This is a genomic window from Caulobacter sp. RHG1, from assembly GCF_013181195.1.
Classification (GTDB): Bacteria; Pseudomonadota; Alphaproteobacteria; order Caulobacterales; family Caulobacteraceae; genus Caulobacter.
Genome location: NZ_SMZP01000007.1, coordinates 23,926 through 42,230 on the forward strand (window position 1 = coordinate 23,926; position 18,305 = coordinate 42,230).

The window sequence follows — 18,305 nt, forward strand, 5'->3', positions numbered from 1 at the left end:
TGACCAACCAGAGCGAACCCATGACTCCTGATCTCTCGCGCCGGGCCCTGCTCGGCGCCGGCGGCCTCGCGGCCGGTGCGCTGGGCCTGGCGGCGACGACCTCCGGCCAGGCGCGCGCGGAGGCCAAGCCCGCCCCGGCCAGCGCCTACTACCTGCGCAACGTCAAGCTGGAGACGGGCTACGAGCGCGAGGGCGACGAGGTGATCGCCACCCGCACCGAGCTGAAGACCCTCAAGATCGACAAGGGTGTGATCGCCGCGATCCTGCCGGCCGGCCAGGCGATCCCGCCCGGCGCGACCGTCTACGACGCTGGCGGCCTGCTGATGCTGCCGTCGTTCCGCGACATGCACATCCACCTGGACAAGACCTTCTACGGCGGTCCGTGGCGCGCGCCTCGCAAGCGCAAGGGCGGCATCGCCGGCCAGATCCAGCTGGAGCATACCCTGCTGCCCCAGATGCTGCCGACGCTGGAGCCCCGCGCAGAAGCCCTGGTGGCGCTGTTGCAAGGGAACGGCACGACCTTCGCGCGCAGCCAGTGCAACGTCGACAAGGTGGTCGGGACCCAGCATGTCGAAAAGCTGAGGGCGGCGCTGGAGCGTCACAACGCCGACTTCGGCCACGAGATCGTCGCCTTCCCGCAGCATGGCCTCGTCAGCATCGGGCTGGAGCAGACGATGCGCCAAGCCATCCGCGCCGGCGCCACCCATGTCGGCGGCATCGACCCCACCGCCGTCGATGGCGGCATGGAGAAGTCGGTCGACACCATGATGCAGATCGCTCTCGACGAGAAAGCCGGGGTCGACATCCACATCCATGAACCAGGCGAGAGCGGCGTCGCCGCGATCAACCGGATCACCGACATCACGGCCAAGAACCCGGTGCTGAAGGATCGCGTCACGATCAGCCACGCCTTCTCGCTGATGTCGCTGGACAAGGGCGCCGCCGCCGACATGGCCCAGCGCTTGAACGCGGCCGGAGTCTCGATCGCCTCGACCGTGCCGTTCGGCGGTCGGGTCATGCCGATCCCGACCCTGCAGGCGGCGGGCGTGAAGGTGTTCACGGGCACCGACAGCGTCGTCGACCACTGGGTCCGTGTTCGGCAGCGGCGACGTACTGGAAAAGGCCAAGCTGGCTTGCCAGCTCTACGGCTGGTCCGACGAGCTGAGCCTCGGCCAGGCCCTGAAGATCCCGACGGGCGGGATCACGCCGCTGTCGCCGTCCGGCGAACAGCTGTGGCCCAAGGTCGGCGACCCGGCCGACTGCGTGCTGGTCGACGCCGCCTGTTCGGCCGAGACCGTGGCGCGGCTGCCCAGGCGCCAGACGGTGCTGCACCGAGGCGTCTTGGCGGCCGGCCAATTCCCGAAGCGGGCCTAGCGCAGGAAGGCGTGGCGACGAGTCGTCGTCACTCCAGCTCGCAGCGGAAGCTGGCGGCGCTGTCCGTGGAGCCCTTGCCGTCCCAACGGGCGGTTTTGGGATAGGCGCACAGCGGCCGCGTCCGCAAGGTCTTGGCCGGCATGCCCAGGAGTTCGGCATAGTCGTTGTCGGTCTTGGCCGCGATGACCTGGTTCGGCGCGGCGCCGCCCTCGACCCAGGCATCCAGCGTCGCCAGCATGTCGAAGCTGTTGGGTCCTGGTCCGCCGAAGCAATGCGACATGCCCGGAACCATGAAGAGCCGAGAAAACGCGTCGGCTGACTTCACCCCCATCTTGCCACGCACGGCGTCGTAGTACTGGATCGTGGCCAGCGGCGTGATCGCCGCGTCCGACCAGCCGTGGAACAGGATCAGCTTGCCGCCCCGCGCCTTGAAGGCCGAGAGGTCGGGATTGTCGGACGCCACCACGGGCGCGATCGCCTTGGCGGCCTTCAGGTCCTTGTCGAGGTTCAGCTGGGCCAGCTGCCAGCCGGTGTCGGAATAGACGAAGTTGGCGAAGAACGAGCGGGCGAAGGACGGGTGCTGGGCTTTCTCGCCGCTGATCCACAGCGGCCAGGCGCCGGGCGTGGCCTCGCCGCCGGCTGGGAAGCCGGGCAGGATCGACTTGCCCCGGGCGTCGCGCGGCCCCTGATACAGCTTGCGCAGGCCCGCGACCTGGGCCGACGTCAGGCAGTCCTTGGTCTGGCCGTCCTGGCATTGGACCACGACGGGATCGAAGCGGCAGCGGCGGGGATCCTCGATGACGCCGTCGACGACGCCGTCCAGCTTGTCGCACTGGGCCAGCGCCGCCTTCTGGACGATAGCCAGGCTGGCGTCGGGAATGCGGCTGGCCGGGTCCTCGTGCACGGCTTTCCAGCTCCAGGCGAAGCTGGCCATCAGCCGGGTCCAGGCGTTGGCCGGCGCGCCAGCGACGATCCCGTCGAAGTCGCCCGGATAGCGCTGGGCCTCCATCAACGCCTCGCGGCCGCCATCCGAGCAGCCGGTGAAATAGGCCCGCCGCGGACCCTGGCCATAGTGCGCGGCGATCAGAGCCTTGGCGAAGAGGGCCGTCTCGTGATTGGCGCGATGGCCCCAGTCGGCGATCTTCTCGGGCTGGTTCAGCGCCCAGTCGGCCGAGCCGCCAGCGCCGTCCTCGGTGTGGCCCATGTCGGTCCCGGCCACGGCGTAGCCGGCCTTGACCGCCGGACGCATGGCCAGGCGCGGCCCACCCAGCGTGCCGCCATATCCGCCGTTGCCGGTGGCCATGAACTTGCCGTTCCAGGTTTCCTGCGGCGGCAGCCAGACCTCGACCTGGATCGACGACGCCGGCGTCGGCTTCAGGGTGGCGTTGACCCGGCAATAGGCGGCGCTGGTCGGCAGCGGGGGGATGCCGAAGACCTCGATCGCCTGCAGCGCGCCGACGCCCATGGCCTTGACCGCGGTGATGGTCGCGCCGGGGATCTTGATGTCGGCGAGGTCATCGCACGGCGTGGCGGCATGGGCCTGGCCGGCCAGCGCCAGCGTTCCCAGAATGGCCAGAGGAGCGGCCAGGTAAGCGGCGCGGTTCATTGGATCACCGTCTCTTGCAGCGAAAGCTTGGTGGGGGCGACCGGCGCATCGGCCGAGCGGGCGGCGATCTCGGCCACCATGGTCTCGTGCGACGCGCGGGTGATGGGGTAGAAGGCGATCAGTCCGGCCGAGGCCAGGCCGCCGGCCAGCGGGATCCAGAACATCATCGCCTTGATGCCGGCCAGGGTCTCGGGACTCTGCGCGGCGTTCGGCACATAGCCGACATGGGTCAGGGCGATGCCGAGGAACCCTGCGCCCAGGCCTAGCGCTGCCTTCTGCCCCAGCACGACCAGGCCGAAGACCAGCGACTCGGTGCGCACGCCGGTGCGCCATTCGCCGTACTCGACGGTGTCGGGCAGCATGCCCCAGAAGCAGACGACATAGGACGCCAGGCCCATGGCCTGCAGGGCCACGGCGGCGAACAACAGGGTCACGCCCTGCCCGTCCGCCAGATGCCACAGCACCAACCCGGCCAGGCCTGGGATTGCGCCGATCAGCCAGGCGGCGCGCTTGCCCGCCAGACGCACCACGACCGCGAAGGCTGGCACGCAGATCGCCGCCGTCAGGGCGCCGATGGCCAGGGCGGCGCTGCCGAGCTTGGCGTCGCCGACCACATACTTGAAATAATACAGCAGGTTCTTGGAGAACATCGTGCCGGCGAAAGCGCTCAGAACCACGGCGCCCAGCACCAGCAGAAGGGCGCGATTGGCGGCCAGGCTGCGCAGGACGTCGCGGACCGGGCGCGGCGGCGGCGCGGCCTCCTCGGCTGTGTCCAGACCGCGCGCGGCCCAGGCGACGGCCAGCAGGCACAGGGCGGCTATGACACCGTAGAGCGCCGAGAGGATCAGCCAGCCCCGGCGCGGCGCTTCGGGCGTCGACAGGGCCTGGGCCAGCGGCAGGGTCAGGGCGGCCACGGCGATCGCCGCCAGGGTGCCGAACACCATGCGCACGCCGGCCATGTCGCCCCGCTGGGTGCTGTCGCGGGTGATGCGGGCGAACAGCGCCGCATAAGGGATCGAAACCACGGCATAGAGGGTGCGGAACAGCAGGTGCGTCAGGGCCGCGAACACGACCGCGCCCCTGGCCGGCCAGACCGGTCCGGCGAACACCGCCACGAACCCGAGCGCCAGCGGCGCTCCCCCCAAAAGCAAATAGGGCCGGTAACGCCCCATGCGCGTGCGGGTGCGATCGACCACCACGCCCAGGACCGGATCCAGCGCTGCGTCCCAGATCAGGGCGGCCATGTAGATGAAGCCGGCGGTCGCCGCCGGCAGGTCCAGCACGTCGGTATAGAAGAACAGCAGGTAGAGCCCGGCCGTCTGCCAATACAGATTGAAGCCGAAGTCCCCGATCCCGATCGCCGCCTTCCGGACAGCCGTCAGCCGAGGGGCGTCGCCCCCCAACGCGCTTACAGCCACGCTTGGCATTCCCTGATCGCCTCCCCCGTTCGGGGCTGGACCAATCGGCGCGCCCCGTTTATTCACCACTTGTATAACGAAACAGACAATGCCTTTGGGGGAGCGGAATGTCAAAGCCGTCTATCGATGTTCTTGGAAGCCGGTTCGTCGACGCGCACGGGCGTCATGCGATCCTGCGCGGGGTCAATCTGGGCGGCGACTGCAAGGTCCCCTGGCCCGACGGCGGCACCGACCGGCCCAGCGACTTTTCCGACCATCGCACGGTCAGCTTCGTGGGCCGCCCCTTCCCGCTCGAGGACGCGGACGAGCACCTGGGCCGCCTCGCCCGCTGGGGTTTCAACACCCTGCGTCTGCTGACCACCTGGGAGGCGGTCGAGCATGCGGGGCCGGGCCAATATGACGAGGCCTATCTCGACTATTTCACCGCCGTCGTGGAGCGGGCCAAGGCTTACGGCCTGTTCGTCTTCGTGGATTTCCACCAGGACGTCTGGAGCCGGATGAGCGGCGGCGACGGCGCGCCCGGCTGGGCGTTCGAGGCGCTGGGCCTGGACTTCACCAAGTTCGACGCCGCCGACGCCGCCCACGTCATGCAGCACCGCTATGACTACGCCAGCGAGGACCGGCGGCAGGAAGACCGCTATCCGATGATGAGCTGGCCGACCAACTACCGGCTGGCTGCGAACTGTATCGCCTGGACCGCCTTCTTCGCCGGCGAGCTCTTGACCCCCGACTGGATGGTCGAGGGCCGCAACGTTCAGTGCTATTTGCAGGACCACTATCTGGGGGCCATGGCCGCCGTGGCGCGGCGGGTGGCGCACCTGGACAACGTCATCGGCTTCGACACCTTCAACGAGCCGGGCCTCGGCTGGGTGGGGCTGCCGACCAGCCAACCGCGCCTGCGCGCGACGCCGGAAGATCCCCTGCCCGTCTGGCCGGGTCCAAGCTGGACGCCGCTGGACGGCCTGCGCGCCGCCCGTGGCCGTAACGTCGAGGTCGCCCGCCTGGGCTGGAGCGATGAGCGCGGCGTTCTGCAGGTGATCGGCCACGATCCGGCCAACGAAGCCGGCGTGTCGATCTGGCTGGACCATGGCCCCGATCCGTTCGAGCAGGCCGGTGCCTGGCGTTGCGACGCGGCCGGCGACGTGGTGCTGGACGAGGACTTCTTCCGGGTGCGCGACGGCAAGGTCATCGACCATGAGGCGGAATGCATGGCGCCGTTCTTCGCCCGGGTGGCCGAGACCATCCGCGCCGTGCGTCCCGACTGGCTGGTCTTCGCCGAACTGTGCCCCTACCTCGTCGGCACAGGCCGGATGTTCCCCGAGGCCATGCCGGCCCGCAGCGTCAACGCCAGCCACTGGTACGACGTCGACATCCTGCGCAAGAAGCGCTTCGACCCTGACCAGCCCACCGATCCGCTGAAGGCCAAGTACTTCAACCAGATGGCCTATATCGCCTGGCTGGGCACGCGCTTCGGCGACGCCGGCGCCCCGACCCTGATCGGCGAGTTCGGCATCCCGTACGATCTGAACCACGGCGACGCCTTCGGGGCCTGGGCCCAGGGAGAGCGCGGCGAGCAGGTCTGGACCGCCCACGCTCAGGCGCTGTCGCTGATGTACGACGCCCTGGACGCCCTGAAGCTGTCTTCGACCCAGTGGAACTACACCGCCGACAACCGCAACGACCTGCGGATCGGCGACGGCTGGAACCAGGAGGATCTGTCGATCTATTCGCCCGACCAGGCTGCCGGCGTCGCGCCGAATGACCCGGACGCCGGGGCGCGAGCGCTGCTGGGCTTCTGCAGGCCCTATGCGCCGCTGGTCCAGGGCGTGATCGAGACCGTGCGCTACGCCGATGATCGCCTGGATCTGGTGATTGAGGCCGACCCGACGATCGATGCTCCAACCGAGATCTTCGTGCCGGAGGTCCGCTTCCCGAACGGCGTCTCGGTCGAGGCCTCGCAAGGCGACGCCAAATGGCGTCACGACCGCGCCGCTCAGAAGCTGCTGGTCTGGGCCGCCGGGGCTGGCCCGTTGTCGATCTCCGTCCAGCCCGCCTAGCCACAAAAAGAAGGCCGGAGGGACGAACCCTCCGGCCATGGGCGCGGCGTGTCGAGCAGGAGGAAACGCGCCATCCGACCCGGCTGCCCGATGGGGAGGGCCCCGGGCCGTCGCCGAACTCAGTACCGAACGTTCAAGGTCACCCCGTAACGGCGGAAGGCGTCGCCGGTCAGGACCTGACTGTAGTCCCCCAGTCCACCGAACGGCGTAGCGAACAGCGCGCTGGGATAGCGTTTGTCCGTCAGGTTCTTGCCCCATACCGCCAGGCGCCAGCGATCGTTCTCGGCCCCGAGCCCCAGGGTCGCGCCCAGGACGCCATAGCTTCTGATCCGGGTGGCGGCCGTGCCGGTGGCGGCGGCGTTCTGCGCGTCGCGCCAGCCATAGTCGGCCGAGGCGTTCAGCTGCAGGCCGTGACCGATCGGACGCTCATAGACCGCCGCCAAGCTGGTCTTCCACTTGGACACTCCGCCCAGCCGCTTGCCCGAGGCGTTGAAGCCGTAGATGCCCGGCGCGATCAGCACGCAGCCCACCGGCGTCGAGATCGGATCGCACGACAGCGGCGCGAACGTGCCGTACTTGGCGTCGATATACGCCGCCGAGGCCATGACCAGCAGGCCTGGGGCCAGGACGGCGGTCAGGTCGCCCTCGAAGCCCTTGGTCTTGAGATCGCCGGCGTTGATCGTGCGGAAGGCCGGCGGGGTCAGGCTGAAGTCGACGGTTTGAGCCTGATAGTCCTCGAACTTGGTCGAGAACGCCGCCAGGTTCAGCACCGCCAGCCCGCCCAGCAGGGTCGTCTTGACGCCGACCTCGTAGCTGGTCGGGATCTCGGGGCCGACCGCCTGCTTGGTCGTGGCGTTGGAGACGCCGGTCTGGTTGAAGCCCGGACCCTTGTAGCCACGCGAGATCGTCGCGTAGCCCATCGCCCGCTGCGCCAGCTGGTACTGGGCGCCGATCTTCCAGGAAAGGTTGGTTTCCTTGGCCGTGTCGTCGAAGACGACGGTTGGGTTGATGCCGATGAAGCCCGGGCGGGTGAACTGGTTGAAGTCCAGGCTGACCTTGTCGTGTGTCAGACGCGCCCCGCCGATCAGCGACAGCTTGTCGGTCAGCTGGAAGCTGGTCTGGCCGAAGGCGGCGTAGCTCTCGGCATCGACCAGGCTGCGGATCGTCGAATTGACGATCGGGATCGGCGTGACGCCGAACGTGCCGCGCTGGTCGGTCACCTGATCGGTCTTCTGGCGGTAGTAATAGAGGCCCGCCACGTACTCCAACCGCTCGCCGGCGGGCGAAGCCAGACGCAGTTCCTGGCTGACCTGGCGCAGGTCCTGGTTGGAGATGTTGGTGTTGAGGATGTTCAGCGGCAGGCTGTCGGAGTCGCCCTCGCTGAAGTCGAAGGCGCGGCGGCCGGCGGTGATCGAGGTCAGGGTCAGGCCGCCCGGCAGGCTCCAGTCGACCTGGGCCGAGAAGCCGTAGTTCTCACGGTCCTTGTACTGTGGGCCGTCGATGCAGATGTCGGTGTTCTGCGGCGAGGCCTTCACCCCGCAGGCCGCCAGGGCCAGGCTCATCAGGCCAAGGCCGGTGCTGTAGGGCGACCAGGCGATCGACTGGTCCTGCTTGGCGTAGTCGGCGGTGATCAGCACGTCGACCCTGTCCGAAGGCCGCCACAGCAGCTTGGCGCGGCCGCCCCATTCGTCGTTGCCATTGAAGCTGCGGCCGTCTCGGGGATTGTGGATCACGCCGTCCAGCTTGTTGACGAAACCGACCACACGCAGGGCGGCCTTGTCGCCCAGCGGCAGGTTCGCGGTCAGGTCGGACTTGTTGTAGCCGTCGCCGCCCAGATTGACGTTGGCGATGGCCTCGACGCGGCCCAGCTTGGGCGCGTTGGTGGTGATGCTGACCAGGCCCGCGGAGGCGTTCTTGCCGAACAGCATGCCCTGCGGTCCGCGCAGGATCTCGACCCGGGACACGTCATAGAAGCTGCCCAGCGCCATTTCCGGCCGGCTCAAAACCACGCCGTCCAGCACGGTCGAGACCGTCGGCTCGATCGAGGTCGAGAAGGTCGAGGTGCCGACGCCGCGCACCGACACGCCGAAGGATGTCGCCTCGAAACTGGGCACAACGAGCTTCAGCTGGTCGATATTGCCGATGTTGCGCCGCTGCAGGTCGGCCTCCCCGACCACGCTGACGGCCACCGGCACGTCCTGCAGCTTCTCCTCGCGCTTCTGGGCGGTGACGACCACCTCCGTGATGGTCAGCGCCTCGGCCGCCTTGCTCTCCTGAGCCTGGGCCTGGCCGGCGGCCAGGGCCGCCAGCGAGCTCCCCAGCGCCAGCGCCGTCTTCAAATGTCTCATGGTACCCCTCCCCTTTTCTTTGTTGGTCTTTGTCAGCGCGCCGGGCTGTCCCGAAGGGCTCCCAGGGCCTTGATGCGCTCTGGCGTCGCCGCCATCGCCATGCCGTCGTTGGTGACGGTCATTCTCTGATCGGTCGCCAGGGCGTTGCGGGCCCAGCCCGGATCGCCGGTCTTGGCGAAGGCGACCCAGGCGTCGGCCCAGCTCTTGGCCATCGCCTGGTCGGCGGCGGTCGGTGGGTCCTTCAGCTTGTCCAAGGTGTCGAAGGCGTAGCCGAGGTCGCTGGAGTGCGGTGCGCCGCGCCAATCCTTGCGCTTGGCCTGGGCCACATAGCCGAAGCTGTAGCTCCAGACCGGCTGGCCGCTCTTGGTCGCCCGTTGCGCCAGGGCATGGGCTGGCTCGACGAAGGTGGCGTCGCCTGGCAGGTCGTTGTTGAGCGCAGACTTCGATCCGTAGATCGCCAGCAGCTTGTCTTCCGGCAGGCCCAACTGGGCGATCGTCCGGCCCGCGAACATGCCCTTCAGGAAGCCGGGGATGATGCCCAGCTCGTCGCTGTTGGCCCCGACCAGCAGCGGGACCTTGGCCTGGCGGCCGGCCGTGAAGCCCTCCACCGCCGAGCCGGTGACCAGTCGGCCGTCGATCACGGGGCCGGAGAAGATCGCCTCCTCCATGTTCAGAAGATCGAGCTTGCCCAGCAGCTTGGCGGCCGGCAGGGCGCGCAGGGTCGCGGCGTCGGCGGCCTTCGCATTCGCTTTCTCCGCGAAGGCGACGCCAATAGCCTCGGCGGAGGCCTTGCCCGGGCGGTCGGCGGCCAGCAGCGGCCAGACATCCCGCCCGCCGCCCGACTGGACGATGGCCTGCTGGAAGAGATCGCGCGCACCGGGGATCAGCATCATCTGAGCGACAGACCCGCCGCCGGCCGACTGGCCGAAGATCGTCACCCGTTTGGGATCCCCGCCCAGCGCCGCGATATTGGCCCTCACCCAAGCCAGGGCGGCCATCTGGTCCATGAAACCGTAATTGGCCTTGGGGTCGTCGGCGTGTTCGGCGCTCAAGGCCGGATGGGCGAAGAATCCGAAGCGGCCCAGGCGGTAGTTGAAGGTCACCACCACGACGCCGCGCCGGGCCAGGGCCGCGCCGTCAAACACCGGCTGGCTGCCCGAGCCCATGACGAAGCCGCCGCCGTGGATCCAGACCATGACCGGCGCCCGCTTCGCGCCTTCCGGCGTCCAGACGTTCAGGGTCAGGCAGTCCTCGCTGACCGGCAGCTTGGTCTGGGTGTCATCCCATCCGACCCGGTTCTGCATGCAATCTGGCCCAAAGGCCTGGGCGTCACGCACGCCGGTCCAGGCCTGGGCGGCCTGCGGCGGCCGCCAGCGCAGGTCGCCGACAGGGGGCAGCGCGTAGGGCACGCCCTTGAAAATCCGCACGCCGTCGTCGACAGAACCGCGCAAGGCCCCTTCTTGCACGCTGACCTCGACCGGCGTCAGCGGAGCCGGCGGCGTCTGGCTCTGTGCGCCGCAGGCGGCGAGTGAGGCGGCAATCGCCAGAAGCGGCGCGACGCGGTGGCGTGTTCGGCTCAGGTCGAGCATGGCGTTTCCCTCGGACTCTGTCGGCCCGTCTCGAGCAACACGTTATGCAGTTGCATAATGAAATGTCGAGACTGATTCACCGATTGGTGAACCAATTTCCATTCCCATGCGACTGTTGCTAGTCTCGCGGCTCTTCGCTTCGAGCCCTCCCACAAGGAAGCCCACTTGAATCTTCGCGCGCGTCAGAAGGCCGCCACCCAGGCCAGCATCCTCCAGGCGGCGCTGGAGATCTTCTCCGAGCAGGGCTTCGAAGGGGCCTCGACACGGGAGATCGCCGCCAAGGCCGGTGTCCACCACGCGCTGATCAAGTACCACTTCGACAACAAGGACGCCCTGTGGCGCTCGGCGGTGACCTATCTGTTTCAGCGTCAGGCCGAGGAGATGGAGCTGCCGGCCCCCGACGATCCGGCCTATCGTTCGTATCGCGACTTCGCCAAGGCGGTGATCCGTTCGGTGGTGCTCTATTCCGCGCGTCATCCCGAGCATGCCCGGCTGATGGTCCAGGAGAGCGTGCGCGACAGCGAGCGCTTCCGATGGGCGGCCGAGGAGTTCATCGTCGAGACCCGCAAGGCCGCCGAAAGCTTCATCTTGCTGTGCCAGCGCGAGGGCATCCTGCCCAAGGTGTCTGTGGCGGCCAGCGTCTACATCTTCGTCGGCGCGGCCCAGCTCTTCTACACCCTGGCGCCTGAGGTGCGGCAGGTCTGGGGCTTGGATCCATCAGATCCCGAGGTGATCGAGGCTCATGCCGAGGCGCTTTCGGCGATTCTTGTTCGCTGACCCCTCGACTTTCGTTATGCACCTGCATAACGTGAACGGCGATAACCGACGCGGCCAGGATGGGCGAAAGCGTCGGGATCGGGGAGAGTAACCATGAAGCGTATGATGTCGGCCGGCTTGATCGCCGCCGCCCTTTGCCTGGCGCCGCTGAGCCTTGCCCAAGCTCGCGAGACGACGCCCGCCCAGCCGCACTACACGCTGGACACCAAGATTGCTGACATCTTCGCCGACCCCAAGGCCCGCGACGTGTTCGGCGAATTCTTCCGCAAGCGCGGCGAGGCCGCTGGCCAGCCCGAAGCCTCGCCTGAGGACCAGGCCAACACCGCCCAGATCATCAAGAACTTCACCCCCCGCCAACTGGCGACCTTTCCGCAGGCCAATCTCGACGAGGACGCCTTGAAGGCGCTGAGCGAGGCCCTGGCCAAGGTCCCTGCCCCGGCCCAGCACGCCGCGCACTGATCCCGTCATGACCGGCCCGACCCGACGCGACGCTCTTTCCGGGGCGGCGGCCCTGGCCGCATGCCTGGCCGCGTCCTCGCGAGCGGCGGCGTCAGTCCTCCCCTTGCCTTCCGCCCTGACCAGCGAGCACGGCGTCGGCCTGATCGGGCTGGAAGCGCCCCGCCCTCGCCTGGCCTGGACGCCGCCGGTCACGCGCCAGAGCGCCTGGCGCGTGCAGGTCGCCGCCTCCGAGGCCGACCTGCTGGCCGGCCGTCTGACCTGGGATAGCGGCAAGATCGTCGACCCTCTGGCGGCGGAGGCGGTCTATGACGGTCCTCCGCTGTCCTCTCGCGCCCGCCGGGTGTGGCGCGTGCGGCTGTGGGACGCCGCCGGCCAGCCCGGCGCCTGGAGCGGGCCGGCTCACTTCGAGATGGGGCTGCTGGCGTCCGAGGACTGGGGCGACGCGGCCTGGATCGGCCGCTATGCCGAGCCGCCGCGCGGCTGGGCCGACCTGACGCTGGATGTCGACTTCACCCTGAAGGGCCGGTTCTTCGACGTCCTGTTCCGCGCCCGTCCCGAAGGCAAGACCTATGGCGAGGCCTATGTCCTGCGCGTCGGTCAGGTCGACGACAAGCCGTCGCTGATGCTGCAGGTCCGGCAGTATCCAGGCGGAACGAGCCCGCAGGTCAAGCTGCGCCGGCTGCAGGTGTGGCCGCTGCCGATCGATCCGAAGGGCCAGCGCCATCGCCTGACCGTTGAGGCCATGGGCGCGTCGTTGCGCTTCAGCCTGGACGGACAGCTGGTCGGCGCGTTGGAGGACGCGACCCAGGCCGAGGGCACGTTCGGCTTCCTGGCGCCGGAGGCTGAAGCCGCCACGATCCATGCCGTCGCTCTGAAGGCCCCTGACCGCTCCGGCTTCGAGAGCCGTTTTGAGGGGGGCGACAATCCCTTTACCGGCGGCGATGTCGGTGCGGACGGGCTGATCCTGGCCTCGGGCGTGCCGGGCAAGGACATCGTCGTCCCGCTGGTCCATCCCGCGCCGCTGCTGCGTCGCGCCTTCGCTGTTCAGGGCGAGATCGCCAGCGCCCGGCTCTACGTCGCGGCCGGCGGCTTCGCAGCGTTGAGCCTGAACGGCGAACCGCTGGGTGAGAGCGCGCTGGCCACCGGCTGGACGGCCTATGACAAGCGCGTGCTCTACCAGGCGCTGGACGTTACCGCCCAGCTGAAGGCCGGCGACAACCTACTGGCCGCCGAGCTGGCGCGCGGCTGGTACGGCGTCGCCGAGCCCAATGAATGGTACTTCCACAAGGCCCCGTGGACCGCCGAGCCGGTGCTGAAGGCGCGGCTGGAGATCGTGCTGACCGACGGTTCGACCCAGGTTCTGGTCACCGACACGACCTGGCGCACCGCCGACGGCCCATGCCTATGGGACTCGATCTATGCCGGCGAACGGCGCGACGCTCGCCGCGATCCGGTCGTCTGGGACGCCGCGCGGGTGGCTCGAGGCCCGACCGGCCGTCTGGTCGCAGCCGTCCACGAGCCGATCGCCCCGCTCGCCCGCCACGCCGCTGTCTCGGTCAAGGAAGTGAAGCCGGACGTCTGGCTGTTCGACTTTGGCCGCATCCGCACAGGCATCCCCGAGCTGTCGGTTACGGGTCCTTCCGGCCGCACCGTGTCGATGGTGCTGGCGGAGAAGCTGCGCAAGGACGGCGCGATCCAGGTCGCCAGCGGCCTGATCGACGCCCAGCTGATGACCTGGCGCTACACCCTGGCCGGCAAGGGGCGCGAGATCTGGCGCCCGGCCTTCGGTTATGGCGGCTTCCGCTATGTTCAAGTCACCGGACTGGACGGGACACCGCCAGCGGACACGATCACCGCCGTGGAGATCCACTCGGCCGTCGCCTCGATTGGCCGGTTCGAGTGCAGCGAGCCCTTGGTCAACGATATCCACGACGCCGCCCGCCAGGCCTTGCTCAACAACCTGCACGCCGCCCAGACCGATACGCCCAGCCTGGAGAAGAACGGCTGGACCGGCGACGCCCAGGCCTCTGCGACGGCCGCGGCGCTGAACTTCGACGTCGTCCGCAGCTGGGAGAAGTGGCTGAACGACTTCGTCGACGCCCAGGCTCCTAGCGGCGAGCTGCCCGAGATCGTGCCCTCGACGCCGCTCTACGGGTTCGAGAACACGCCGGGCTGGAACTATATCTGGGGCCCGACACCAGCCTGGGACGTGGCCGCCTTCATCCTGCCCGAAGAACTGGAACTGCGGTTCGGCGTCAGCGCGTCGGCGCCGGTCCGTGAGATGCAGAAGCGCCTGGCCGACTACACCGCCGGCTTCCTGAAAGCGCCCGAATACCGCTACGACCACGGCCTGGGCGAGTACGCCGCCGCAGGGCCAACCGGTCCGATTGACGCCACTTCGACGGCTTATGTCTTCCACATGCTGAAGGCCACGGGCCAGGCCGAACTGGCCGCCAAGGTCCGCGCCGCCTACAACGCCCGCTACTGGGATGCCGCCGCCCGCCGCTACGTCGCACCGCCCGAGGGCGGCAAACCCGCGCCCTATATCCAGACCATGAACGTGCTGCCGGTGGCGCTGGGCCTCGTCCCGGACGGCCAGGCCAAGGCGGTGATCGATGGCCTGGCCGCCGACATCGTCGCCAAGGGCTACCGGCTGGACGTCGGCGTTTATGCGCTGCGCTATCTGCCGTTGCTGCTTAGCGACCATGGCCACGGCGAGATCGTGTGGAATTTGGTCACCCGCACCGACGAGCCCAGCTGGGGCTTCTGGCTGAAGAACGACCTGCGCAGCATGCCGGAGGGCTGGGGCCTTTCCGCGCGGTCGTGGAACCACCACTACTTCGCCTCGATCAGCAGCTGGTTCTACGAAGGCCTGGCAGGCCTTCGGTCCACTGCGCCGGGCTATGCCGCGCTCCAGGTGCGTCCGGTGATGCCCAAGGGGCTCAACGGCGCCAGGGGGGCGCTACAGACGCCGCGGGGCGAGGCGCGGTCGCGATGGGTGCGAGCGAAGGGCGCGGTCACGCTGGAGGTCGGCATTCCTGGCGCCTGCCAGGCCGAGGTCTGGCTGCCCAACGGCGGAGAGCGCCTGGCCCGTCCACCGTCTGGCGCTCGCTGGCTGGGCCGTCGCGAAGACCATGCCGTGTATGGCGTCGGCCCGGGGACCTGGACCTTCAGCCTGTAGACGTCGTCACAAAACGAACGGGAATGGCGACAGCGATTTGCTGCTCTCCTCGACCAGCAGGGTGCGGTTGATCGGCGCCGCCGCGCGCTGCGGACAGGCCGGGCGCTCGCAGATCCGGCACGAGGGGCCGATCTCGACGGTGATCGGCGCGCCCATGTCCAGGCCGCGCGCATGGACCAGCTTGCCAGCGTACTTCAGCTCGCAGCCCAGGCCGACGACCAGTTCGTCCTCCAGGCCCGAATGCAGGCCCGAGACGCGACGCACGGTGCGCGACAGCGTGAAATAGCGAGCAGCGTCCGGCGTCTCGATCACTTGGGTGACAATGCGGCCCGGGGTCTTGAAGCTGTCGTGAACGTTCCAGCGCGGACAGGCGCCGCCGAAGCGCGAGAACGGGAAGGGGCCGGCGGCAAAGCGCTTGGAGATGTTCCCCGCCGCGTCCAGCCGCATCATGAAGAACGGCACGCCGCGCGCGCCCGCGCGGCCCAGGGTCGTCAGGCGCTGAGCGGCCTGCTCGTAGGACACGCCAAAGCGCGGCCGGACCCGCTCGATGTCGTAGCCGCTGGCTTCCATGGCGCTGAGGAACGGCTCATACGGCATCATGATCGCGGCGGCCAGATAGCCGTCCAGGAACACTTTGAGCAGTTGACGGGTGGCGCGGTCCGGCGCCTTGAAGCGGTCGGTCAGGTCCGACAGCACCGCCTCGCCTTCCATCAGGCCGAGCTGGTAGCACATGCCGAAGAGGCGGCTGGCCGGGGCCAGGGTCTCCGACAGCATCAGGCGCTTGCGGTGATGATCGTAGCGGCGCAGCGAGCCGGTCATCACCTCGACGGGCATGATCCGGGTCTGGACGCTGAACTTGGTCAACAGGCGCTCGCGCACAGCCGGTCCCAGATCCTGCGGATCGGCCTTCAACTGGGCGACGATAGCCTCGGCCAGGGTTTCCAGCTCGGCGAAATGGTTGCGCTGGGCGCCGACCAGGTCGCGGACCCAGTCGGTCGGAGACTGGTCGGAGGCCCCTGCCCCGTCCGGTCGCTCGAAGACGCCCAGATCGATCAGCCGGCCGCGGTCCAGATAGGCGCGATAGAGCCGGCTCATGGCCTCGGCCAGGCCCGGCGACAGCTCGGCGACCTCGGCCGCTTCGTGGCGCGAGACGCCCAGGTCGGCGAACATCTTGTCGGCCAGCACCTCTTCCAGCCCCGCGCCGCCGCCCGGATCGTCGGCCGACAGGCTGCGCAGGTCCAGGTCATAGGCGTCGGCCAGGCGCAGCAGGATCTGAGCCGTCACCGGCCGCTGGTTGCGTTCCAGGAGGTTGAGATAGCTGGCGGAGACGCCCAGTTCCTCAGCCATGCGGGCCTGAGTTACGCCCAGGTCGCGTCGGAGGCGCTTGAGGCGTCCACCGAGGAACAGTTTCTTGTCGTTCTGTTTCTTGTCGAGCACGGCCATTCCGTCAATTTGTCACGACTTTACAGAAATTACAAAGTCGATCTTTGACAAATTGCCTTCAATAGGTTCGACCGCTCCCGCAGTGCAGCGTTAGCTCCATCCCAACGAACTTCCTCTGGGATTGAACAAGATGACGCAGCGCAAAACCTACGCCGAACACCGCGACACCCTGCTGGCGCGCTATCCCGACGGTGTCGCGCCCGGCGGCGTGGACATCGACGCGATTATCCAGCTGAAGCTGCAGAACACCTTCCCGACCCACCTGGACATCGCTCGCGCCATGGCCCCGGTCATGCGCGCCGACATGGCCGCCTATGACGCCGACAGCAGCAAGTTCACCCAGTCGCTGGGTTGCTGGTCGGGTTTCCATGCCCAGCAGATGATCAAGTCGGTCAAGCGCCTGCGCGGCACGACCAAGGGCGCCTACGTCTATCTGTCGGGGTGGATGGTCGCCGGCCTGCGCAATCGCTTCGGTCACCTGCCCGACCAGTCGATGCACGAGAAGACCTCGGTCGTCGACCTGATCGAAGAGATCTACGTCTCGCTGCGCCAGGCCGACGAGGTGGCCATCAACGATCTCTTCAAGACCCTGGACAGCGCTCGCAAGGCCGGCGACCAGGTCGCCGAACAGGCCGCGATCAAGGCGATCGACAACTTCGAGACCCACGTCGTGCCGATCATCGCCGACATCGACGCCGGCTTTGGCAACGAGCACGCGACCTATCTGCTGGCCAAGGAGATGATCAAGGCCGGCGCCTGCTGCCTGCAGATCGAGAACCAGGTCAGCGACGCCAAGCAGTGCGGCCACCAGGACGGCAAGGTCACCGTGCCGCGCGAAGACTTCATCGAGAAGCTGCGCGCCTGCCGCCTGGCCTTCGAGGAACTGGGCGTCGACGACGGCGTCATCGTCGCTCGCACCGACAGCCTGGGCGCTGGCCTGACCCAGAAAATCCCGGTCAGCCAGGGCGAAGGCGACCTGGCCGCGGACTACATCAAGTGGCTGAAGACGGAAGAGATCACCGCAGAGAACCCGCTGAAGGACGGCGAGCTGGCGATCATGAAGGACGGCGCGTTTCACAAGCCCGTGCGCATGGCCAACGGCCTGTTCGCCTTCCAGGACGGCACCGGCCGCGCTCGGGTCATCGAGGACTGCATCGCCAACCTGACGCAAGGCGGCGCCGACCTGCTGTGGATCGAGACCGACACGCCCAACGTCGACGAGATCGCCTCGATGGTCGCCGAGGTGCGCAAGGCCGTGCCGAACGCCAAGCTGACCTACAACAATTCGCCGTCGTTCAACTGGACGCTCAATCTGCGCAAGCAGGTGCGCGAGCAGTGGATCGCCGAGGGCAAGATCCACGCCGACAGCTATCCGGACGGCAATGTCCTGATGTCGGCCGAGTTCGACGGCAGCGACCTGGGCCGCGAGGCCGACGAGCGCCTGGCGCGCTTCCAGGTCGACATCGCCGCCCGCGCGGGCGTGTTCCACAACCTGATCACCCTGCCGACCTTCCACCTGACGGCCAAGAGCATGGACGAGCTCTCGCGCGGCTATTTCGGCGACGACCGGATGAAGGCCTACGTCAATTCGGTGCAGCGCGAGGAGATCCGCCGCGGCGTCTCGGCCGTCAAGCACCAGCACGAGGTCGGCTCGGACCTGGGCGACACCTTCAAGGAGATGGTCGCCGGCGAGCGCGCCCTGAAGGCGGGCGGCCATGCCAACACCATGAACCAGTTCGCCGCCGAATAGCCCCCTACCCCACGCAAGCAAGGAGTAAGTCGATGTCTGTCACGCCATTCGCTCCCGCCTCGATGCCGGACTCCGCCGCCAAGGATCGCGCCGTCGATCGCGTCGCCGAGGCCTCCCACCGTCTGAACGAGGCTGTGCGCCGCGCCATTGAGGCCGGCTACTCGGTCGAGCTGGTCCGCGCCTCGCGCCACCACGACGGAACGGGTAATTGGGGCGACCAGATCGTCCCGACCGTCCGCCCGACCAACGGCGCCGCCTAAGAGCGCCTCGCTACAATAACCGACCAGAGTCCCGACGACGGCT

Annotated in this window: 12 protein-coding genes; 7 read left to right on the forward strand and 5 right to left on the reverse strand. The window is 68.3% G+C overall.

The window, feature by feature from the left end; genetic code table 11:
• The first annotated feature begins 20 nt into the window (after nt 1–20).
• Nucleotides 21–1,478: an amidohydrolase family protein gene (locus E1H18_RS18570; protein WP_206679097.1), complete on the forward strand. Its 1,458-nt coding sequence runs from the start codon at nt 21–23 to the stop codon at nt 1,476–1,478.
• On the opposite strand, the gene E1H18_RS18575 is transcribed toward E1H18_RS18570, so the two are convergent.
• Together E1H18_RS18575 and E1H18_RS18580 are read right to left on the reverse strand one after the other, a co-directional pair.
• Nucleotides 1,403–2,980, reverse strand: a complete 1,578-nt coding sequence (locus E1H18_RS18575; RefSeq protein WP_172271270.1) for a tannase/feruloyl esterase family alpha/beta hydrolase — start codon at nt 2,978–2,980, stop codon at nt 1,403–1,405. The two genes, E1H18_RS18570 and E1H18_RS18575, sit on opposite strands and share 76 nt — an antisense overlap.
• Nucleotides 2,977–4,398 carry an MFS transporter gene (locus E1H18_RS18580; RefSeq protein WP_370526548.1) on the reverse strand — a complete coding sequence of 474 codons (1,422 nt, stop codon included), beginning with the start codon at nt 4,396–4,398 and terminating at the stop codon, nt 2,977–2,979. The genes E1H18_RS18575 and E1H18_RS18580 overlap by 4 nt, the downstream gene beginning before the upstream one ends.
• Before the next feature lie 107 nt (nt 4,399–4,505).
• Between E1H18_RS18580 and E1H18_RS18585 the strand changes: the two genes are divergently transcribed.
• Nucleotides 4,506–6,455 (forward strand): cellulase family glycosylhydrolase, encoded by a 1,950-nt coding sequence (locus E1H18_RS18585; RefSeq protein WP_172271272.1) that lies wholly within the window; start codon nt 4,506–4,508, stop codon nt 6,453–6,455.
• A 119-nt stretch (nt 6,456–6,574) separates the two neighbouring features.
• On the opposite strand, the gene E1H18_RS18590 is transcribed toward E1H18_RS18585, so the two are convergent.
• Both E1H18_RS18590 and E1H18_RS18595 read right to left on the reverse strand, forming a co-directional pair.
• On the reverse strand, nt 6,575–8,803 hold the full coding sequence (locus E1H18_RS18590) for a TonB-dependent receptor (RefSeq protein ID WP_172271274.1): 2,229 nt from the start codon (nt 8,801–8,803) through the stop codon (nt 6,575–6,577).
• Between the two features lie 32 nt (nt 8,804–8,835).
• On the reverse strand, nt 8,836–10,392 hold the full coding sequence (locus E1H18_RS18595) for a carboxylesterase/lipase family protein (RefSeq protein WP_172271276.1): 1,557 nt from the start codon (nt 10,390–10,392) through the stop codon (nt 8,836–8,838).
• A gap of 165 nt (nt 10,393–10,557) precedes the next feature.
• Here E1H18_RS18595 and E1H18_RS18600 point away from each other — a divergent pair, with 165 nt between their 5' ends.
• From E1H18_RS18600 to E1H18_RS18610, 3 genes are all read left to right on the forward strand, one after another.
• Nucleotides 10,558–11,169 (forward strand): TetR/AcrR family transcriptional regulator, encoded by a 612-nt coding sequence (locus E1H18_RS18600; RefSeq protein WP_172271277.1) that lies wholly within the window; start codon nt 10,558–10,560, stop codon nt 11,167–11,169.
• Nucleotides 11,170–11,262: 93 nt separating this feature from the next.
• Nucleotides 11,263–11,628, forward strand: coding sequence for a hypothetical protein (locus E1H18_RS18605; RefSeq protein WP_172271279.1), 366 nt, complete (start codon nt 11,263–11,265; stop codon nt 11,626–11,628).
• 7 nt (nt 11,629–11,635) lie between these two features.
• Nucleotides 11,636–14,809, forward strand: a complete 3,174-nt coding sequence (locus E1H18_RS18610; protein ID WP_172271281.1) for an alpha-L-rhamnosidase — start codon at nt 11,636–11,638, stop codon at nt 14,807–14,809.
• Nucleotides 14,810–14,815: 6 nt separating this feature from the next.
• Here E1H18_RS18610 and E1H18_RS18615 read toward each other — a convergent pair whose 3' ends face one another.
• Nucleotides 14,816–16,252 carry a short-chain fatty acyl-CoA regulator family protein gene (locus tag E1H18_RS18615; protein ID WP_172271283.1) on the reverse strand — a complete coding sequence of 479 codons (1,437 nt, stop codon included), beginning with the start codon at nt 16,250–16,252 and terminating at the stop codon, nt 14,816–14,818.
• 130 nt (nt 16,253–16,382) lie between these two features.
• On the opposite strand from E1H18_RS18615, the gene E1H18_RS18620 reads away from it, so the two are divergent.
• Both E1H18_RS18620 and E1H18_RS18625 read left to right on the forward strand, forming a co-directional pair.
• Nucleotides 16,383–18,002, forward strand: coding sequence for an isocitrate lyase (locus tag E1H18_RS18620; protein WP_172271284.1), 1,620 nt, complete (start codon nt 16,383–16,385; stop codon nt 18,000–18,002).
• Nucleotides 18,003–18,034: 32 nt separating this feature from the next.
• Nucleotides 18,035–18,262 (forward strand): hypothetical protein, encoded by a 228-nt coding sequence (locus E1H18_RS18625; protein ID WP_172271286.1) that lies wholly within the window; start codon nt 18,035–18,037, stop codon nt 18,260–18,262.
• The last annotated feature ends 43 nt before the right edge of the window (nt 18,263–18,305 follow it).

Excerpts from the sequence above, each read along its gene's own strand:
- E1H18_RS18570 (WP_206679097.1), top strand. The coding sequence starts at position 21 with ATGACTCCTGATCTCTCGCGCCGGGCCCTGCTCGGCGCCGGCGGCCTC.
- E1H18_RS18575 (WP_172271270.1), bottom strand. The coding sequence starts at position 2,980 with ATGAACCGCGCCGCTTACCTGGCCGCTCCTCTGGCCATTCTGGGAACG.
- E1H18_RS18585 (WP_172271272.1), top strand. The coding sequence starts at position 4,506 with ATGTCAAAGCCGTCTATCGATGTTCTTGGAAGCCGGTTCGTCGACGCG.
- E1H18_RS18590 (WP_172271274.1), bottom strand. The coding sequence starts at position 8,803 with ATGAGACATTTGAAGACGGCGCTGGCGCTGGGGAGCTCGCTGGCGGCC.
- E1H18_RS18595 (WP_172271276.1), bottom strand. The coding sequence starts at position 10,392 with ATGCTCGACCTGAGCCGAACACGCCACCGCGTCGCGCCGCTTCTGGCG.
- E1H18_RS18605 (WP_172271279.1), top strand. The coding sequence starts at position 11,263 with ATGAAGCGTATGATGTCGGCCGGCTTGATCGCCGCCGCCCTTTGCCTG.
- E1H18_RS18610 (WP_172271281.1), top strand. The coding sequence starts at position 11,636 with ATGACCGGCCCGACCCGACGCGACGCTCTTTCCGGGGCGGCGGCCCTG.
- E1H18_RS18615 (WP_172271283.1), bottom strand. The coding sequence starts at position 16,252 with ATGGCCGTGCTCGACAAGAAACAGAACGACAAGAAACTGTTCCTCGGT.
- E1H18_RS18620 (WP_172271284.1), top strand. The coding sequence starts at position 16,383 with ATGACGCAGCGCAAAACCTACGCCGAACACCGCGACACCCTGCTGGCG.
- E1H18_RS18625 (WP_172271286.1), top strand. The coding sequence starts at position 18,035 with ATGTCTGTCACGCCATTCGCTCCCGCCTCGATGCCGGACTCCGCCGCC.